24 protein-coding genes are annotated in these 19,199 nt (G+C 42.6%); 5 read left to right on the forward strand and 19 right to left on the reverse strand.

The window, feature by feature from the left end:
- Positions 1-118: 118 nt before the first annotated feature.
- From HX743_RS06385 to HX743_RS06400, 4 genes are all read left to right on the forward strand, one after another.
- A complete protein-coding gene (locus HX743_RS06385) occupies positions 119-2,158 on the forward strand; it encodes a M3 family metallopeptidase (RefSeq protein WP_178318796.1) in 2,040 nt (679 codons plus the stop codon).
- Between the two features lie 40 nt (positions 2,159-2,198).
- A complete protein-coding gene (locus tag HX743_RS06390) occupies positions 2,199-2,408 on the forward strand; it encodes a YheV family putative zinc ribbon protein (protein WP_171324836.1) in 210 nt (69 codons plus the stop codon).
- A gap of 21 nt (positions 2,409-2,429) precedes the next feature.
- Complete coding sequence (locus tag HX743_RS06395) at positions 2,430-2,840, forward strand: hypothetical protein (protein WP_004974772.1); 411 nt, start codon at positions 2,430-2,432, stop codon at positions 2,838-2,840.
- A gap of 101 nt (positions 2,841-2,941) precedes the next feature.
- Positions 2,942-3,835 (forward strand): DMT family transporter, encoded by an 894-nt coding sequence (locus tag HX743_RS06400; protein WP_004974770.1) that lies wholly within the window; start codon positions 2,942-2,944, stop codon positions 3,833-3,835.
- 100 nt (positions 3,836-3,935) lie between these two features.
- Here the strand turns inward: HX743_RS06400 and HX743_RS06405 are convergent, their stop codons facing one another.
- The 5 genes from HX743_RS06405 to HX743_RS06425 form a co-directional block, all read right to left on the reverse strand.
- The gene (locus tag HX743_RS06405; protein ID WP_178318797.1) at positions 3,936-6,143 is read right to left on the reverse strand and encodes a TRAP transporter large permease subunit; all 2,208 of its coding nucleotides are present in this window, start codon (positions 6,141-6,143) and stop codon (positions 3,936-3,938) included.
- Between the two features lie 220 nt (positions 6,144-6,363).
- On the reverse strand, positions 6,364-6,945 hold the full coding sequence (gene rrtA / locus HX743_RS06410) for a rhombosortase (RefSeq protein ID WP_178318798.1): 582 nt from the start codon (positions 6,943-6,945) through the stop codon (positions 6,364-6,366).
- A gap of 103 nt (positions 6,946-7,048) precedes the next feature.
- On the reverse strand, positions 7,049-8,095 hold the full coding sequence (locus HX743_RS06415) for a hypothetical protein (protein ID WP_004974758.1): 1,047 nt from the start codon (positions 8,093-8,095) through the stop codon (positions 7,049-7,051).
- 445 nt (positions 8,096-8,540) lie between these two features.
- A complete protein-coding gene (locus HX743_RS06420) occupies positions 8,541-8,963 on the reverse strand; it encodes a protein YgfX (RefSeq protein ID WP_131260582.1) in 423 nt (140 codons plus the stop codon).
- Positions 8,956-9,213, reverse strand: a complete 258-nt coding sequence (locus HX743_RS06425; RefSeq protein ID WP_004974752.1) for a succinate dehydrogenase assembly factor 2 — start codon at positions 9,211-9,213, stop codon at positions 8,956-8,958. Before HX743_RS06425 ends, HX743_RS06420 begins: the two co-directional genes overlap by 8 nt.
- A gap of 185 nt (positions 9,214-9,398) precedes the next feature.
- On the opposite strand from HX743_RS06425, the gene HX743_RS06430 reads away from it, so the two are divergent.
- The gene (locus HX743_RS06430; RefSeq protein ID WP_178318799.1) at positions 9,399-10,571 is read left to right on the forward strand and encodes an acyl-CoA dehydrogenase family protein; all 1,173 of its coding nucleotides are present in this window, start codon (positions 9,399-9,401) and stop codon (positions 10,569-10,571) included.
- Between the two features lie 75 nt (positions 10,572-10,646).
- Here the strand turns inward: HX743_RS06430 and HX743_RS06435 are convergent, their stop codons facing one another.
- The 14 genes from HX743_RS06435 to rpsH all read right to left on the reverse strand — a co-directional run bounded on the left by HX743_RS06435 (position 10,647) and on the right by rpsH (position 19,196).
- A complete protein-coding gene (locus tag HX743_RS06435; protein WP_178318800.1) occupies positions 10,647-12,137 on the reverse strand; it encodes an NAD(P)/FAD-dependent oxidoreductase in 1,491 nt (496 codons plus the stop codon).
- 201 nt (positions 12,138-12,338) lie between these two features.
- Positions 12,339-12,704, reverse strand: a complete 366-nt coding sequence (gene rplQ, locus HX743_RS06440; protein ID WP_178318801.1) for a 50S ribosomal protein L17 — start codon at positions 12,702-12,704, stop codon at positions 12,339-12,341.
- 18 nt (positions 12,705-12,722) lie between these two features.
- Positions 12,723-13,730 (reverse strand): DNA-directed RNA polymerase subunit alpha, encoded by a 1,008-nt coding sequence (gene rpoA / locus HX743_RS06445; protein WP_004974745.1) that lies wholly within the window; start codon positions 13,728-13,730, stop codon positions 12,723-12,725.
- A gap of 17 nt (positions 13,731-13,747) precedes the next feature.
- Positions 13,748-14,374, reverse strand: a complete 627-nt coding sequence (rpsD, locus tag HX743_RS06450; protein ID WP_004974744.1) for a 30S ribosomal protein S4 — start codon at positions 14,372-14,374, stop codon at positions 13,748-13,750.
- Between the two features lie 12 nt (positions 14,375-14,386).
- Positions 14,387-14,773 carry a 30S ribosomal protein S11 gene (gene rpsK / locus HX743_RS06455; protein ID WP_001040166.1) on the reverse strand — a complete coding sequence of 129 codons (387 nt, stop codon included), beginning with the start codon at positions 14,771-14,773 and terminating at the stop codon, positions 14,387-14,389.
- A gap of 19 nt (positions 14,774-14,792) precedes the next feature.
- The gene (rpsM, locus tag HX743_RS06460) at positions 14,793-15,149 is read right to left on the reverse strand and encodes a 30S ribosomal protein S13 (RefSeq protein ID WP_004974734.1); all 357 of its coding nucleotides are present in this window, start codon (positions 15,147-15,149) and stop codon (positions 14,793-14,795) included.
- A gap of 107 nt (positions 15,150-15,256) precedes the next feature.
- Complete coding sequence (gene rpmJ, locus HX743_RS06465) at positions 15,257-15,373, reverse strand: 50S ribosomal protein L36 (RefSeq protein WP_000867907.1); 117 nt, start codon at positions 15,371-15,373, stop codon at positions 15,257-15,259.
- A gap of 20 nt (positions 15,374-15,393) precedes the next feature.
- Positions 15,394-16,713, reverse strand: a complete 1,320-nt coding sequence (gene secY / locus HX743_RS06470) for a preprotein translocase subunit SecY (RefSeq protein WP_171257418.1) — start codon at positions 16,711-16,713, stop codon at positions 15,394-15,396.
- Positions 16,714-16,758: 45 nt separating this feature from the next.
- Complete coding sequence (rplO, locus tag HX743_RS06475) at positions 16,759-17,199, reverse strand: 50S ribosomal protein L15 (protein WP_004974728.1); 441 nt, start codon at positions 17,197-17,199, stop codon at positions 16,759-16,761.
- Between the two features lie 3 nt (positions 17,200-17,202).
- Positions 17,203-17,379, reverse strand: a complete 177-nt coding sequence (rpmD, locus tag HX743_RS06480) for a 50S ribosomal protein L30 (RefSeq protein ID WP_004786899.1) — start codon at positions 17,377-17,379, stop codon at positions 17,203-17,205.
- Positions 17,380-17,385: 6 nt separating this feature from the next.
- Entirely contained in the window at positions 17,386-17,883 is a 498-nt protein-coding gene (gene rpsE / locus HX743_RS06485) for a 30S ribosomal protein S5 (RefSeq protein WP_004974725.1), read from the reverse strand.
- Positions 17,884-17,885: 2 nt separating this feature from the next.
- Positions 17,886-18,236, reverse strand: a complete 351-nt coding sequence (gene rplR / locus HX743_RS06490; RefSeq protein WP_004281497.1) for a 50S ribosomal protein L18 — start codon at positions 18,234-18,236, stop codon at positions 17,886-17,888.
- A gap of 14 nt (positions 18,237-18,250) precedes the next feature.
- Positions 18,251-18,784, reverse strand: a complete 534-nt coding sequence (gene rplF / locus HX743_RS06495) for a 50S ribosomal protein L6 (protein WP_004974722.1) — start codon at positions 18,782-18,784, stop codon at positions 18,251-18,253.
- Positions 18,785-18,800: 16 nt separating this feature from the next.
- Positions 18,801-19,196: a 30S ribosomal protein S8 gene (rpsH, locus tag HX743_RS06500; protein WP_004974720.1), complete on the reverse strand. Its 396-nt coding sequence runs from the start codon at positions 19,194-19,196 to the stop codon at positions 18,801-18,803.
- Between the last annotated feature and the right edge of the window lie 3 nt (positions 19,197-19,199).

Raw genomic sequence — 19,199 nt, forward strand, 5'->3', positions numbered from 1 at the left:
GCCGTATTGTGCTGAATTTATCACCTTGATTAGCTAAATCTGCGCTTATGCCTTGATTTCAGCCCTCAAAAGCCCTACATCTATAAATCATGAAAGAAATTTAGATGGCACTCAAAAAATGAAATTACAGCAAGCAACTTTACCTGTTCCCCAATTTGATCAAATTACACTGGCAGATTTAAAACAAAAAATTGAGCATGCCATTCAGCAGGGACAAAACTTTTTAAATAATCTGACTGCAGTACCTGAAAATACGACGGCGCAATTAAATGTTTTAGAACAGATTGATCAGCTCGAAAATAACATGAGCGAAGCATGGGGCGTGCTGTCACATTTAAATGCGGTCATGAATAATCCTGAAACCCGCGAAGTGTATCAAGCGCTGTTACCAAGTTTAAGCGACTACTACACTCAATTGGGTCAGCACACGGTGTTGTATCAAAGCTATCAACATATTCACGACGCCAACACCTTTAAAGATTTGCCTGCTGCACAACAAAGCGCAATTCAACTGGCATTGCGCGACTTTAAACTGTCAGGTGTGGCCTTAGAAGGTGAAGCTAAAAAACGCTATGCTGAAATTTCAGCGCGTTTATCGCAACTGTCATCAGACTTTTCCAATCATGTGTTGGATGCCACCCAAGCCTATTACAAAGTATTGTCCGAAGATCAGCTCAAAGGTTTACCGCCAAGCAGCGTTGAATTGCTGAAACAATATGGTCAGCAACGCGAATTAGAACAAGCTGTGGCAACACTGGATATTCCTGCCTATTTAGCCATTATGACCTATGCCGATCATCGTGCTTTGCGCGAAACCTTGTATCAGGCATACACTACTCGCGCGTCCGATCAATCAGCCCAGTCTGAATTTGACAACACCCCGATCATGGAAGAAATCTTGCGTTTACGTCAAGAAATGGCGCAATTGCTCGGTTTTAACAACTATGCAGAATTATCCCTTGCCAGCAAAATGGCACCAAGTGTCGAAGCAGTCGATCAATTCCTGCGTGAACTGGCAGAACATGCGCGAGCACCTGCAGAACAAGAAATTGCCGAACTCAAAGCCATTGCCGCCCAAGATGGGATTGATACCTTACAACCGTGGGATACAGGCTACTATTCTGAAAAATTAAAATTACAGCAATTTAACCTTTCACAAGAAATGTTAAAACCATATTTCCCTGCACCGAAAGTGGTTGAAGGTCTATTTAGCATCGTCAAGCGTTTATACGATGTCGATATTATTGAGCGCGCTGCCCCTGTTTGGCATCCTGATGCACGTTATTTTGAACTTGAAGATCAAGGTCAAGTGATTGGTGGTTTTTACTTTGATCTATATGCCCGTACAGGCAAACGCGGCGGCGCATGGATGAGTGGTTTCCGTTCACGCATGCAATTGGCACAAGGTTTACAAAAACCAATTTGCTATATGGTGTGTAACTTTACCCCGCCTGTGGCAGATCAACCCGCGCTTTTAACGCATGATGAAGTCATCACCCTATTCCATGAATTTGGACATGGCTTACATCACATGCTGACTGAAGTAGATAATATTGCTGTGGCAGGTACACACGGTGTCGCTTGGGATGCGGTGGAATTACCAAGCCAATTCATGGAATTCTGGACTTGGGATCAAGACAGTTTAGATATGCTGAGTGCGCATATTGAAACCCAAGACACCCTGCCTGAACATCTGCTTAAAGCGCTGTTAGATGCACGTTTCTTCCAGTCGGGAATGCAGAGCCTGCGCCAAATTGAATTTGCCCTGTTCGATTTAAGTATTCATCGCAGCAACCCTGCTTTAAATGCGGAACAGATTCAAGCCATGCTAGATGATATTCGTCAAAACTATGCCGTTGCGCCAACTACAGCTTACAACCGCTTCCAGCACAGCTTCAGCCATATTTTCGCAGGCGGCTATGCTGCAGGATATTATTCATACAAATGGGCAGAGGTTTTGGCCAGCGATGCCTTTGATCGCTTTGAAAATGAAGGGCTATTTAACACCGAAACTGGCAAGCAGTTTAGACAGTTTATTCTAGCAGTTGGCGGAAAAGATTCAGCGCTTGATGCATTTATCAATTTCCGCGGACGCGAGCCAAAAATAGACGCACTATTACGTCATCAAGGTTGGACGAACATAGTCAAAAACGCTTAAACTAAGAACTTTAGATGAAGTTAGGGGAGTCGTGATGACCATTAAACGTCGTTTCATTGCAGGCGCAAAATGTCCGAAATGTCAGGCGATGGATCGGGTTGTCATGCTCACCGCTGACGAAGCTGAATGGATCGAATGTATCGAGTGTGATTATACGGAAAACCGTCCAACACATATTGATGAACCTGAAATCCCAGAGGTTTCAGATGAAATTGGGGTGATCCAGTTTAAGCCGCGTCAGTCAAAGTAAAACAATAAGGTTCAACAACGCATGACTGAAGATCAACGACATAACCCTAAGCTTTTATGGGCGATTACGGGTGGGTTAATTATTGTCATTATTGCCGTATTTATCTTTCAATGGATGGGCGATAGCGACAATACTGCGCCTATAGAAACTGCCCCAACTACGGCGTCTGTAGCGAAAGCTGTACCTGCTGAAGCAACGCCATTGCAAGAAGATGAAGCAGCACCAAAACAGTTGGTCACAGAAGATTTACTCAAAGCACCTATATCTGAGAATGCAGCGCTTGCCAAAGAAGAAGTGGCTAAATTAGATGACATTCAAAATCAGCTGAATGATCAACGTGCCTTATTAAAACAGCAACATAACGATGCCGATGAATTGATTAAACTGAAAGAAGAACAAATCAAAATACTGGAAGCCCAACTGGCACAGTAAGCCTCCTCTGCTTCACATCAGTCATTTTAAAATACGATAAAGGGTCAGTGTTGTAGCCAATTTAAGCTAGAATAGCCAGAGGTTATTCTGGCTTTATTTGTATGACATCTTCTGGTTCTGCTCAACAAAATTTGCTCAAAGCAATTATGCTGCTAACCTGTTCTGCCTTTCTGTTTTCGCTCATGGGGGTGTGCGTTCGTTACGCCTCAGAAACGGTAGATAATGCCACGGTGGTATTTTTCCGTAATTTTATTGGTTTGTTTATTTTTATCCCGCTCATTTTCAATAAAGGCTTGGGCTTTTTTAAAACTGAAAAGTTATGGATGCACACTTGGCGTTCGGTGGTCGGCTTAACCGCCATGTATGGTTTTTTCTACGCAATTGCCAATCTAAAACTTTCCAATGCAATGGTCTTTACCTATTCATCGCCTATTTTTATTCCCCTAATTGCATGGCTGTTCCTTAAAGAAAAAATCACCAAACCAATGTTATGGGCTGCGTTCATTGGTTTATTTGGCGTGTTATTTGTCGCCAAACCCGATGCAGGTATGTTTAATAGCATGTCCGCGATTGGACTCAGTGCCAGTTTTTTAGCAGCCATGGCTTTTGTCACAGTACGCGCCCTGACTCAAACAGAACCTCCTGAACGCATTGTGTTTTATTTTTGCATGATTGGTACACTCATTTCTGTTGTACCTATGTTTTGGTCATGGCGCCCCTACAACTTAAAAGAATTGAGTTTTTTAATTGGTGCTGGATTACTGGCCAATATCAGTCAGATCTTTATGTCCAATGCCTACCGTCTTGCCCCTGCAGGACAAATTGGCCCTGTAAATTACATTGCGATTATTTTTGCAGGGATTTGGGGCTTTAGCTTTTGGCATGAAACGCCAGACTTATTTAGTTTGATTGGTTTTGCCCTAATTTTGCTTGCCATTATTTTATGCAGTCCACTGTTACAAAAACACCTGAATCATCACTCCCCGCATTCTTAATGCTGTTTTTGTATTCCCTGCATATCAACCTATTAAAAAAACACCCCATAGCGAGCTACAGGGTGCTGTTAAACAATAAGATGACTGTGATTAAGTATGCTTATTCATACCAACCGAATAGCTTAAACACATACGGTGCATAGGCAATAATCAACATCGCAGGAAGCATCACAATCATAGGCAAAATCCAACGCTCAAAGCGATAATAGAACGATTTATGACGAACTTCTGCATCGGCTGCAGCGACTTCTTCATCTCCAATCGACTGCCTTGCCAATAAGTGATTCAGCGCTACAGGTGGCGTCACATAGCCTAGTTCAAAACCAATTAGGGTAATCATCCAGAAATGCACAGGATGAATCCCATATTGATAAGCCACAGGCGCAACCGTTGCAGAAATTAGAATCACCGCACCGAATGGATCCATAATCATGCCCACAAAAATCATCAGGGCAACAATCAGGCTAATCACAATAAAGATGCTGCTAATGTCGGTTGGGAACGCTTCCATAATTTCAATGCGTTCTAAATAGCCACCTACACTGACTGAAAGTGCCATCAAAATTACCAATGCCCCAATATGTCCCACCGTTTCACTGGTCGATAAATGCAGTGCTTTGAAGAAACCATACTGACGCAATGGTGAATCAGGTGCAGTCAATAATGAGCGCTCAGATGAAGCTGCTGTCTGTTGTGCTACAGGCTTATGATCTAAACTCTGATCCCACTGCCCCATCGCTGGAATAGGCGCAGGTTCATGGCGCAATTTATCAAACAACACCATCATCAATAAAATAACTGGCATCATTACAGGTGCAGTAAATTCATTCATATTGGTGTCTAAAGCATATTTATAGAACAACCAAATCAACATAAAAATGAGGATATATGGCAATACTGGGCCAAAAGCACGTAAGGACAATGGCGCAGCTATACGCGGTGCAGCAATGCGGAATTTATTTTCAGCAAAGAACAACGAAATCACTAAAAACAGGGTTGAAGTCAAGAGGAACACATACAAACCATAGTGATACAGCATGTCTGTTGTAACTTCTTTGTTCAGCGATGCCACCACAACAATCAATAGGCATGGACGAAGCACGACCCCCATTGAACCCGACATAGCTGTTGCCGCCAGTGCAAACTGACGTCGTCCACCCGCATTCCAAACTTCTTTATAAATGATCGCACCTGCAGCAATAACAAAAATCCCCGATGCACCGGTATAAGCTGTCGGCAATGCAGCGGCAATCAGAATCAGCCAGGTTAAGGTTTCAGGTGCCAAATTCCACGGACGTAGAATATTCAGGAACAAATCCACAATTCGGGTTTGTTTGAGCAACATCCCCGCCCAAACAAACAAAGCCAAGTTCAGGAAAATACTGGAGAATTCGACAAGTTGCCCCAAGTAAATCCCTTGCCCCATCGGATAATCCATTAGGAAAGTAAAGGAGAAACCTGTACTAATTGCCATATAGGCATACAAAGGCACGCTCAGGAACGCAAGACCTAAACTGCCGCCTTCACGGGTTGGTGCAGGTGGCTTAATGAGCTGGAATAAACTAATCAAAGTCAGGGTTGCAAACAGAATCATCCACATCCAGTAAATGACCTGTGTTTCGCCACTCATCGGTACGCCCGAATCGAGTACTGAACGATATTGACTGATACTTGACGAGGTTAAGAAACCATTCGCCACCACCATTAAGGTCGAGTACACCTTGAAGTCAATTTTGGTCGCAGGGCCACGTAAACCAATGTGATGGGTTTTTAAAGTGGCACTGATTGCGGCAAAGACCACCATCAACACCAATAAAATGGCACGGTTTTCAGTACCAAATTTAAAAATGCCAAAGAAAGAGGTTTCAATGGTTCGATACATTTTCAAGCTTGGATGGGCTTGAATATGCTGAATCGCCTGATCATGAAATTGAAATTTTTCTTCACAAATTTGTTTGGCTGCTAAAATGGAAGCGCGGACATCTGATTCAGAGGCAGTACCAAAAATATCGGCAAACTCATCAGCAGCATTGGCTTGCATTTGGGCATGTACTTGCGCATCGACATCGGGGTTGCGTTCACAGTCAGGTGCAGTGGGTTCGGCACGTAAAAATGAATATTGCATACCTGTTGCAGGGTCACCATATAGGCGTTCACCCATGCGCAACAACTGACCATGTACCATTTCACCTGTACCAATAATGAGGGTCAGTAACAACAAGATCAAAATAACGAATGTAGAAATCCATTCTGTCCATATATGTCTGAGCAAAGCCAAGCCAGACCTGCGTTGTCCGTTATTGTGCATATATTTTCCTGTTTTTATTCTGCGCAGAAACCGAGACTCTCGAATTTCTGTCTATCCTTATTCAACGGAATGTCCATCTTCCATTGAGCATTTTTGTATTCAGTTTAAATGTGCATGAGCGTCGTTATTTTTAAAATGACAATATAGATTTTCTTTTAAGTAAAAATGGTCAATTGTGAGATTTTTTGTGAGCCCTTTTTGCCATCATTTTGATGTAATTTTAATACGGATCAATGCAATAGGCCCAAATAATATAAGCCAGTGCAAAAATTACTCCCCAAATCACCCCCAATAAATGTGCCTCAACTAATACAGGACTCCCGATTAATTCTGCTGTACCCAAACTGCCCACGGTATTTTCCCAAATCAGTTTAGATAAAATAAGCAGCAAGACCAATGTGGCAAAGCCACGTTCTTTTTTATAAAGCAAATGCACACATGCCACCGCCACATAAGCACCATGCAACACCCCAGAAAGTCCTGCATAGGCATCAATATCGGCAAGGAAGTAATAGAAACTCAGACTAATCGCTGGCGGTAGTACCAACAAAAGCGCCACAAAGTGCCATACTTTGGCATGCGGAAAAATAAAAGGTAAACAGGCAAACGCGATCATATTGAGTAAATAATGAATCCAGCCCACATGCACCCAATGCCCTGTCCATAAGCGCCAAAATTCATCCAATAAATGTGTAGACCAATAAATAAAATGCTCTGCAAAAATCTGCAAACATGCCGAAACCGACATACATGCCGCAATAAACACAATTTTTCGACTGAGAAATTGAGATGAATATTGCATAGGCGCTTGCATCCTCCAAATTATTCTTGTTATGTGCTTCGGCAAACGGATTGCCCAATCCTAAAACTTCTTGTCTATATTGAATTGGGCAATCTTGATATTTTTACAATTGAGCTGCCGTATCCTCATTAAATAAATCATCTAATTCAGATGAATCATCTTGTTCATCCCAGAAACGTTGCTGATCACCAGTACGCACACCTGTATGTTCAGTCCAGTAACGGTCTGAAATTCCTTGTACCATGCTTCCTGCCATGGCATCAATCAATTTAAATTGTGGATTTACAGGTTTTTCGTCACTGCGTGCATTAGAAAAGGCTTTGAGTGCATCGCGGATTTTGGCATCTTCACCACTGGCTTGGGCAGCAACCGCATATAAAGCGTGTGATAAACGCACGCCTTTATTTTCACCAATTTGCATCGACTGCTTTAAGGTTTGATACGGATCAGGTTTGCCATCTCCCGCACCTGGAAGCAAAGTCCAAATTACGGCACGTGTAGCCTCTGGTGCGCCCCAGAATTTTTCATTGTTTAAACAGGTCATACCACGTTCAACAATCGCGGCAATATCTTTAGGCACATGCACTGCCCCGCCTGAATTAATATCATTGGTCATGGCTTGCAAGCCACTCAACATCCCCAACATATACACAGTTTGATCAATATCACTGTTCATTTTTGGACAACCTTCGCCCAAAGGTTTCCGATATTTCTTTTCCCAACGATGCTGAAACAATTGATAGCCTGTGTATTGGCGCTGTGCCGCCAAAGCCGCCCAACGTTTTTGCTGAATCCGCGCATCTTGCGCTTCGCCCACTTGCCCTGCTTTTGCTGCACGTAAATAACGCAATTCAGCATCCAAAGCTTTTTCTTCGGCACAAATACCCGCAGCCGAATACATTAGTACCGCAACACGGGTTGGGTCTGCGCCCATATCTTTAGTCGCCATAATGGCAGGGGTTAAGGAGTTACCAGAATTACACACCATTTCAGCATCTTCCATCGCTAAAATTGGCGGCACAATATGTTTTTCAGTAAATCCAAGTGCGACATTGGCACCTGTTTTGATCACTTGTGAACAACCTGATAATAATAAACTTGTGATTGCAAATACGGCCACACCCTGGCCTATTTTTTGGACTTGCGACATTTTCCTGTCCTCTATAATTGTGTTTATGTCCATTGCAACAAACATAGCAGAAGCAATATCTGAATAAAAGCGTCTACTTGCTGCTTCAGATGGATAACTTTGCCATGTTTTAAAGTGACTAAAATTGACTGAAATCTGTCATCCGACAAAATTTAGGCAAAAAAAAGTAGCATTGCGACGGTTCAGCACATGCTACTTATTAACTGATGCCCAATTCGGGCTTATCTTAAAAAATCTTTCGACTAAATTTAAATCTGCACATTTCAGGAATCTGATTTGTATTGATCTACACTTGTCTGGAATGAATATAACTGAAAATAGGGATATGTGTAATCTTTTATGCCAATATAAAATGACTGATCAGGACACGAAAAATAGATGATAATTTTATCTTTATGATACTTATAGTTTTTTATTATTATAAAAATATACAGCTGTCTGTAAATTAGAGCATTTTCGCCAATACTTTTAGAGCCTTCCATTCCGCCTTGGAAACCTGATCACACCAAATCACCACAGGTTTAAAGGCTTGCTGAAATTCCATGACGATATAAATTTGATGATCTATCACTTGACGCAGTTGCACACGCTGAATTTCAATTTGGCGAGCTGTGCTTTTAATCTGTTGTGATACTACACGAGGCGCGAGATAGGAAATTGACCATTCACGGTCATCTAATTGATCTAAACCAACAATTCGGTTTGCACGAACAAATTTAAAATATGTCCAGCCCATAATGACAATACATACAACGCTAAGCCATGGCTTTAACACTTGTAGTAAAAGCCAAACGATGAGTAGAGCGATCATCAGCTGAAACACTATTGCGATGACACTAGGTTTCAGCTGAAACTGCTGTTTAGCCATGCACATAATGCTTTAGTTTACGGATAAAATCTTTCAACTCAGGACGTGGTGGCTCAGACACTTCCATAAACCAATCCAATAAATCTGGGTCTTCCTGCTCAACCAAATCGGCAAACATTTGTTTTTCTTCCGCACTGGCAGTCAAATAATGATTTTTCACATACGGGTCAAAATAGACATCAATTTCCTTTAAACCACGACGGGCACGGTAAATCACTTTGCGTTCTTCTAAGCTGATGTCATCACTCATGCGGTTTCCCCATTAAAATTAAACTCAGGCTAGTTTAACCGACCCCTTTTAAAGTTTCGATGACTTTTATGCAGCATTGACCAAAAGCATCATCTTTCATTTGCAATTGAAACTTTTGCACCTTGTTGCCCCCTATAAATTCTTCTAAGGTGAATTCAAAATAACAACATCAGGAAGATAAAACCATGCAATCTGCCGCAATTCGCCCCATTGCCAATATGTTACCGCGCACCTTATTCAGTGCTGAACACGACAGTTTTCGTGATTTGGTACGAAAATTCTATTTGCAGGAAGTCATCCCCCATACTGAAAAATTTGAAGCGCAGCAGCATGTAGACCGTGAGCTATGGCGTAAAGCAGGTACTTTGGGTTTGCTGTGTAGCACCATGCCTGAAGAATATGCAGGTTCAGGGGTAGACCGCTTATACAGCATGATTTTGATTGAAGAACAAGCCTATGCAGGTGACAGTGCTACCGGTTTTTCACTGCATTCAGATATTGTCGCCAATTACATTAATAACTTTGGCACAACTGAACAAAAACAACACTGGTTACCCCGCATGGCCACAGGTGAAGTCATCACCGCGATTGCCATGACCGAACCCGGTACAGGTTCAGACTTACAAGCTGTGCGTACCTCTGCGGTATTGGATGGCGATGAATACGTAATTAATGGTGCTAAAATTTTTATTACCAACGACTATTTGTGCGACATGGCGATTGTGGTATGTAAAACAGCGAACACAGACAAAGGTTCAGCCAATCTGTCTTTAATATTGGTAGAAGCAGACCGTGCGGGATTTAGCAAAGGCAAACCACTGAATAAAATTGGTATGAAAGGTCAGGACACTTGCGAATTATTTTTTGATAATGTCCGCGTGCCTCGCAGCAATTTATTGGGTGCAGAAGGGATGGGCTTTATCATGCTGATGAAAGAACTGGCTTGGGAACGCTTAATTGTCGCGATTATTTGCCAAGCAGGTGCAGAAGCTGCTTTTGCACATACATTGCAATATACTCAGCAACGTCAAGCCTTTGGCAAAAGTATTCATAGCTTTCAAAATACGCGCTTTAAACTGGCAGAATTACGCACCGAAATTGATTTCTGTCGTGCTTTTTTAGATCAATGTATGCAGTTACAACTTCAAGATCAGCTCAGTGTTGAAGCTGCAGCGGCCGCCAAATATAAAATTTCAGAGATGTACTCCAAAGTGGTGGATGAATGTCTACAACTGCATGGTGGTTATGGCTATATGCTTGAGTATCCAATTGCACGTGCTTACTTAGACAATCGGGCCAATCGTATTTATGCAGGCACCAATGAAATTATGAAAGAGCTGATTTCACGTTCTTTATAAAATTTCCACCTCAACATAAAAATGGCGCAAGCAATTTTAAATTTCTTGTGCCATATTATTTTTGCACCCAACGATTTAAGACACTAATTTAGGTTTACGCTGCTGTGCAGGCACAGCTTGTTTGAATTTTAAAATACCATCTTCAAAACTTGCCTGTTTTAAAGTTTTGCGATCTTCTAAGTAATTGTTGGTCACTCGCCATGGCGCATGTTTGCCTTGCTTTGGCATCACATCAGCAGCACGCGCGATATAGCCCGAACTCAAACTGCCCATCACCGTATCTTCCAATAACTCTGTTTGGTCACCTTGAGGAATTACCTCGTCATAACCTTGTCGATCCATATAATTGAGCAAACGACAAATATAATCCGCAGCCACATCCACTTTAAGCGTCCAAGAGGCATTAATATAGCCAATAATCATCGCCATATTCGGTACATCGCTGATCATCACACCTTGATATAGCATGTGTTTGGAGGTGTCTAAAGGCACACCATCAATTGTGGCTTGAATACCGCCTAGGATCTGAATATTCAAACCAGTCGCAGACACAATAATATCGGCATCCAAATGTTTACCCGATTTTAATTGCACACCTGTTTCAGTAAAACTTGCAATTTGATTGGTTTCAATCGAGGCATGCCCTTCGCGTAAAATCTTAAATAAATCACCATCAGGCACAACACATAAACGCTGATCCCACGGATTATAATGTGGCGTGAAATGCTTCATATCTACCTTGCCCTTGAGCTGCATTTGGATAGATTTCAGCAACAAAGTCCGCAGTAATTTCGGCTGTTTTTGTGCTAAAGCATAAATGGCGCGTTGCATGCCAATATTACGTGCGCGCGTGATTTTGTAAGCAACATCTTCAGGCAAAACTTTACGCATTTGCTGATAAACAAAATCCATTGCAGGCACTGAAGCAATATAAGTCGGCGAGCGTTGTAGCATGGTGACATGCGCTGCACCACCTTTTGACATAGCAGGTACTAAGGTAATGGCGGTTGCACCACTACCAATAATTAAGACCTTTTTACCACGATAATCTAAATTTTCAGGCCAATGCTGTGGGTGAATAAATGTACCTTTAAACGCATGTTGATTCGGAAAGTCAGGCTGAAAACCTTGATCGTAATTGTAATAGCCTGTGCAACCTAAAACAAAATTAGCCACCCAAGTTTCAATCTGTTGCACTGCATTTTCTATACGTAACGTCCACTTACGTGTTTGAGAGTCATAATTGGCAGATAACACACGATGCTGAAAATGAATTTTTGAGTGTAAGGCTTTTTCTTGAATGACTTCTTCTAGATAGTCTTTGATAGATGCGCCATCGGCAAGTACATTGGTTTTTTTCCAAGGCTTAAAATTATAACCAAAAGTCGACATATCCGAATCTGAACGAATGCCCGGATATTGGAATAAATCCCAAGTGCCACCAAAACTTTGACGACGCTCAATAATTTCAAAAGAACGCTGTGGGCAGTTTTGACTTAAATGTGCTGCTACACCAATGCCCGAAATCCCTGCCCCAATAATTAATATATCAACCTGCTTATCCATGTTTTATTGTCCAGCTTGAATGATGTTTTTTATTAAATCATAAATTTGACAATACACAATGTCAAGTTTAGCAAAAGTTACTAAAATTTATATCAATTCGGGACAATTTCATCATTTATTGAGATTCAATATATTTTTTTCATAAAAAAAGACCGGTAAAACCGGTCTTTTTCTGAACAACGTGCGTTATTCTTGGCGAAATTATTTAACTTCGCGATCTACAAGCTCAACGTAAGCCATCGGTGCAGCATCACCCGCACGGAAGCCCGCTTTAAGAACACGTAGATAACCGCCGTTACGCTCTTTGTAACGAGGGCCAAGAACGGTAAATAATTTACCAACAGTTGCTGCTGAACGAGTACGAGCAAACACTAAACGACGGTTTGCTACTGTATCGTTTTTAGCTAAAGTGATTAAAGGCTCAGCAACACGACGTAATTCTTTTGCTTTAGGAACAGTTGTTTTGATTAACTCGTGTTCGAACAAAGAATTAGCCAAGTTTTGGAACATCGCTTTGCGATGGCTGCTTGTACGGCCTAATTTCACACCACTATTACGATGACGCATGGTGATAGTCCTACTTAATTAACGGCTACGATAGGCGAAACGATCGTCCATACGGAGACTAGCCGGTGGCCAGTTCTCTAAACGCATGCCGAGCTGTAAGCCTTTAGAAGCCAGAACATCTTTGATCTCTGTAAGCGATTTTTTACCCAAGTTAGGCGTTTTAAGTAGCTCAACCTCAGTACGCTGTACAAGATCACCAATGTAGTAAATATTTTCTGCTTTCAAACAGTTAGCAGAACGAACAGTAAGCTCTAGATCATCTACTGGACGAAGCAAGATTGGGTCAACTTCTTCACGAGGCTCTTGAGCAACAGGAGCTTGATCTTTCTGAAGATCAACAAAAATTGCAATTTGTTGTTGCAAGATTGTTGCCGCTTTGCGGATCGCTTCTTCTGGATCAACTGTACCATTGGTTTCAAGATCAATGATCAACTTGTCAAGGTCAGTACGTTGTTCTACACGCGCATTTTCTACGATGTAAGACACACGTTTGATTGGGCTATAAGAAGCATCTAACTGCAAACGACCTACAGGGCGAGTTTCGCCTTCTGGGAAACGTGAGTCAGATGTTTCATAACCACGACCTTGAGCAACTTTCAGGCGCATTTTTAAATTGCCTGTAGCACTTAAAGTGCCAATCAAGTGTTCAGGGTTAACCACTTCAACATTATGCGGTAAACGAAGGTCTGCAGCTGTTACATCGCCTGGACCTTGTTTTTCCAATGTCAAATAAGCTTCATTTTGATCGAACAGCTTAATAGACAATCCTTTCAGGTTCAGCAAGAGCTCGACGATGTCCTGCTGCAAGCCTTCCAAAGTACTGTACTCGTGCTCGACACCTTCAATTTCAACTTCTACCACAGCTGCGCCAGGTAAAGAAGAAAGAAGGATGCGACGTAAAGCATTACCAAGAGTATGACCAAAGCCACGCTCTAATGGTTCTAGAATAACTTTTGCCGAGGTCCCGCTTGCCGCTTCGACCTTGATCGCTTGCGGAGTAAGAAACTCATTTGCAGTACGCGTCATTATTGCTACCTCAAGGATTATTTAGAATACAATTCTACAATCAAGCTTTCGTTGATTTCAGCAGGTAAATCAGAACGATCTGGTGCAGCTTTAAACGTACCTTCAAATTTAGAATGGTCAACTTCCATCCATGAAGGGATACCACGTTGAGCAGCCAATTCAATTGCGTTTTTAATACGTAATTGTTGTTTTGCACCTTCGTGAACTGCAATTACATCACCAGCTTTAACTTGAATAGACGCAATGTTAACACGACGACCATTTAAAGTAATGCTACGGTGAGATACAAGCTGACGAGCTTCTGCACGTGTAGAACCAAAACCCATGCGATAAACAACGTTATCAAGACGGCTTTCGAGCAATTTCAACAAGTTTTCACCTGTTGCGCCTTTCACACGAGCAGCTTCTTTATAGTAGTTACTAAATTGACGTTCTAAAACACCGTACATACGACGTACTTTTTGTTTTTCACGTAATTGTAGTGAGTACTCAGATTGCTTACCACCACGAGCCCCGCCATGTTGGCCAGGAGCTTTAGCGTGTTTTTTAGTTTTGACGTCAAATGGTTTAACGCCAGATTTTAGTTGCAGGTCTGTCCCTTCGCGGCGAGAGAGTTTGCATTTTGGACCAATATAACGAGCCATGAATGTTTCTCCTTACACGCGACGTTTTTTAGGTGGACGGCAACCGTTGTGAGGGATTGGAGTCACATCGGTAATGCTGTTAATTTTATAACCCACTGCACCTAATGCACGAACCGCAGACTCACGACCTGGACCAGGACCTTTAACAAGGACGTCCAAGTTTTTCAAACCGTAATCTAAAGCAGCTTTACCAGCAACTTCAGCAGCTACCTGAGCAGCGAACGGAGTTGATTTACGTGATCCACGGAAGCCTTGTCCACCTGAGGTAGCCCAAGCCAGTGCATTACCTTGACGATCGGTAATGGTCACAATGGTGTTATTAAAAGAAGCGTGAATGTGTGCAACACCTTCAGAGACGGTACGAGTGACCTTCTTGCGTGTGCGAGTATCTTTAGCCATCTTTTAGCTTCCAGAAATCTTATTTCTTAATCGGTTTGCGCGGACCTTTACGGGTACGTGCGTTAGTTTTGGTGCGTTGACCACGGACAGGCAAGCTGCGACGATGACGAAGACCGCGGTAGCAGCCTAAATCCATTAAACGTTTAATGTTCATGGAAATTTCGCGACGTAAGTCACCTTCGGTCGGAACCTTAGCAACTTCTGCACGAATCGCATCAAGCTGAGCGTCATCTAATTCACGGATCTTTGTTGTTGGTGCGATACCAGCAGCAGCTAAGATAGTCTTAGCAGTGTGGCGACCAATACCAAAGATATAAGTGAGAGAGATAACAGCGTGCTTGTTATCCGGAATGTTTACACCGGCAATACGAGCCATTCAATTTTCTCCAAAAAGGCAGTTAAGATAATCAACCGCCCCACAAAAATCTTGAGGGGCGGATAATAACCTAATTAGCCTACTGAAATCAACAGGTCTTAATCAAATTAACCTTGACGCTGCTTATGACGAGGTTCTGCGCTGCAAATTACGCGAATAACCCCATTACGACGGATAACTTTGCAGCTACCACAAATTTTCTTTACAGAAGCTTGTACTTTCATGATGAAACCTCTAAGTGCGCTTATCCCTTAGGATGAGCAGTCGTTTTTCTCATTAACGTTTGATTATCGTACTGGTGCGAGGTGAGATGTGCTTGAAGCTGAGCCATAAAGTCCATCACAACCACTACAACGATTAATAATGATGTACCACCTAAGCTAAATGGAATTCCAAATGAGCTTTGTAGAATCATCGGCATTAAGCAGACTACAGTGATGTAAATCGCGCCAATAAAGGTCAAACGACTGAGAATATGATCTAAGTAACGAGCAGTTTGCTCACCTGGGCGAATACCAGGCACATAAGCTCCGCTGCGTTTCAAGTTTTCCGAAACTTCTTTAGGGCTGAAAACCAGCGCAGTGTAGAAGTAACAGAAAAAGATAATTAACGCACCAAAGAGCACCAAATACAACGGTTGTCCAGGCGACAATACCAATGCCAAGTCTTGTAGACTACGCTTGATTAATCCAGCATTAGGGTCCGCACTGCCGACCCATTGACCTAAGCTCGCTGGGAACAAAAGCAATGAACTGGCAAAAATTGCTGGAATCACACCTGCCATATTAATTTTTAATGGCAAATGCGTTTGCTGAGCAGTAAATACACGACGACCTTGTTGTTTTTGGGCATAGTTTACTGGAATACGACGCTGCGCCTTCTCAATAAACACAATTGCTGCAAGTACACCCAAAGACAATAAACCAAAAATTGCCAAACCAATCAGGCTTGACTGGCCACTATCAATAGATGTGAAGGATTGCATAATTAAATTAGGCAAGCCTGCAACAATACCTGCGAAAATGATCATGGAAATACCATTGCCCACTCCGCGTTCGGTAATTTGTTCACCCAACCACATTAGGAACATTGTGCCTGCAACCAAAGAGGTAACAGCTGGAACGTAAAAAGCCAGACCTGACGTTAAGGTAATACCTTGACCAATCAGACCTGCACACATCCCAATCGCTTGCACAAGTGCAAGAAACAATGTGCCTTGGCGCGTATATTGATTAATTTTGCGTTTACCTTGCTCGCCTTCTTTTTTCAAAGCTTCAAGCGAAGGAACCACGGTAGACATCAACTGTACGATAATCGAAGCAGAAATGTATGGCATGATCCCTAAAGCAAGAATCGACATCCGCTCTAATGCACCACCCGAAAACATGTTAAACAAACCAAGGATTGTTCCTTGGTTTGCATTAAACAATTGTTCAAGTGCGGCATTATTAATGCCTGGTACTGGAATATGCGCTCCTAGTCGAAATACCAACAACGCACCAATGAGAAACATCATTCGGCGTATAATTTCACGGTATTTCACGTGAAATGGTTGGCCTTTCATCATGTGAACATGACCTGAAGAACTAGGAGACATAGACACTGGGGATTACTCCTCGACTTTACCGCCAGCCGCTTCAACAGCAGCTTTAGCGCCTTTAGTCACAGCAACACCTTGAATAGTGAATGCGCGAGTAATTTCACCAGAAAGTACGATACGAGCACGAGCCATATCTTTACGTACAACGTTCGCTGCTTTTAAAGTTTCAAGGCTAACGATGTCGCCTTCCACTTTAGCAAGCTCAGATAAACGTACTTCAGCAGTTTTCAAAGCGATTTGGCTAGTGAAACCGAATTTAGGTAAACGACGATATAACGCAGTTTGACCACCTTCGAATCCAGGACGTGTACCACCGCTCTTACGTGAGTTTTGACCTTTGATACCACGACCACCAGTCTTACCAACGCCAGAACCGATACCACGGCCTAGACGACGGGCTTCACGCTTAGCACCTTCTGCAGGTGCAAGTTCATTTAAACGCAGAGTCATGGCTTATTCCTCTACACTAACCATATAGTAGACTTGGTTGATCATACCACGGTTAGAAGGCGTATCTTGCACTTCTACAGTATGACCAATACGACGCAGACCTAAACCTTTAAGGCTAAGCTTGTGATTTTTCAAGCGGTGCGATGCAGATTTAGTCTGGGTAACTTTAATCGTTTTCATGATTGATTACCCTTGAATTTGTTCTACTGAAAGACCACGTTTCGCAGCAACCTTTTCAGGAGTTGTCATGTCACGCAAACCGTTAAAAGTTGCGTTCACTACGTTTGCAGCGTTAGTAGAACCACGGCATTTAGTCAATACGTTACGTACACCTGCAGCTTCTAAAACTGCACGCATAGAACCACCCGCAATTACACCAGTACCTTCAGATGCTGGCTGCATGTAAACACGGCTTGCACCATGACGCGCATGAATCGGGTGTTGTAAAGTACCATCTGCCAATTCGATAGTGATCATGTTACGACGTGCAGCTTCAAGTGCTTTAGAAATAGCAGCTGGAACTTCACGTGCTTTACCACGACCAAAACCTACGCGACCATTACCATCACCCACAACAGTTAATGCTGTGAAAGAGAAGATACGACCACCTTTAACAACTTTGGCTACGCGATCAACGGCAACCAGCTTTTCAACAAGACCTTCGTTTTGTTCAACTTTAGCCATGATTAGAACTCCAAGCCGTTTTCACGAGCAGCATCAGCCAAGGCTTTGATACGACCATGATATTTAAAACCAGAACGGTCAAACGCAACTTTAGTTACGCCAGCTGCTTTCGCGCGTTCTGCAATTAAAGCACCTACTTTTTGAGCTGCTTCAACGTTACCAGTTGTACCAGCACGTAAAGTAGCATCTAAAGTTGAAGCTTGCGCTAAAACTTTGCCACCATCTGCTGAAATAACTTGAGCATAGATGTGACGCGGCGTGCGGTTTACACACAAACGAGTCGCACCCAATGCACGGATGTGCAAGCGTGTGCTTTTCGCACGACGCAAACGGGATTGTTTCTTTTCGTTCATAAGAACCTCGCGCCTTATTTCTTCTTAGCTTCTTTACGAAGAACAACTTCATCCGAATAACGAACACCTTTACCTTTATATGGCTCTGGTGGACGGTATCCACGGATATCCGCAGCAACTTGACCTAAAGCTGCTTTATCAGCAGATTTAAGGATAATTTCAGTTGCAGTTGGAGTTTCTGCAGTCACACCTTCAGGAAGGGTGTAATCGATTGGGTGTGAAAAACCAAGGTTAAGGTTAACAACGTTACCTTTTACCGCAGCTTTATAACCAACACCAATCAATTGCAACTTACGTTCGAAGCCTTCGCTCACACCTTTTACAAGGTTGTTAAGCACAGCGCGAGCAGTACCAGCTTGCATCCAAGCGTCTTTCGACTCAGCTTTAGGAGCAATAGCTAAAATACCGTCTTCCTGTTTTAGCTCGACCAGCGCATGCAGGTTGAAAGACAATGTACCTTTGCTGCCTTTCACTTCGACCTGCCGGCCGTTCTGAGTAACTGTAACACCGTTAGGTACAGTTACTGGGGCTTTAGCCACACGAGACATGAGGAATCACCTATTATTAAGAAACAAAAGCAATAACTTCACCACCGATACCTGCAGCACGTGCAGCGCGATCAGTCATGATGCCTTTGCTTGTAGAAACGATTGCAATACCTAAACCTTGCTTAACGCTTGGAAGAGCATCTTTACCGCGATACTGACGTAGACCTGGACGGCTTACGCGTTTCACAGTTTCGATAACTGGTTTGCCTTCATAGTATTTTAAAGTAATCGTTAATGTAGGTTTGCCTTCGTTGTCAGCCACTTCTACATTTGCGATATAACCTTCTTGTTGAAGTACGTTTGCAATAGCAACCTTCAACTTAGAATTAGGCATAGAAACAGTTTGTTTCTTTGCCATTTGGGCGTTACGAACACGCGTTAGCATGTCGGCAACGGTATCTTGCATACTCATTTA

The organism is Acinetobacter sp. Swhac1 (genome assembly GCF_013390985.1).
GTDB classification, from domain to species: domain Bacteria; phylum Pseudomonadota; class Gammaproteobacteria; order Pseudomonadales; family Moraxellaceae; genus Acinetobacter; species Acinetobacter towneri.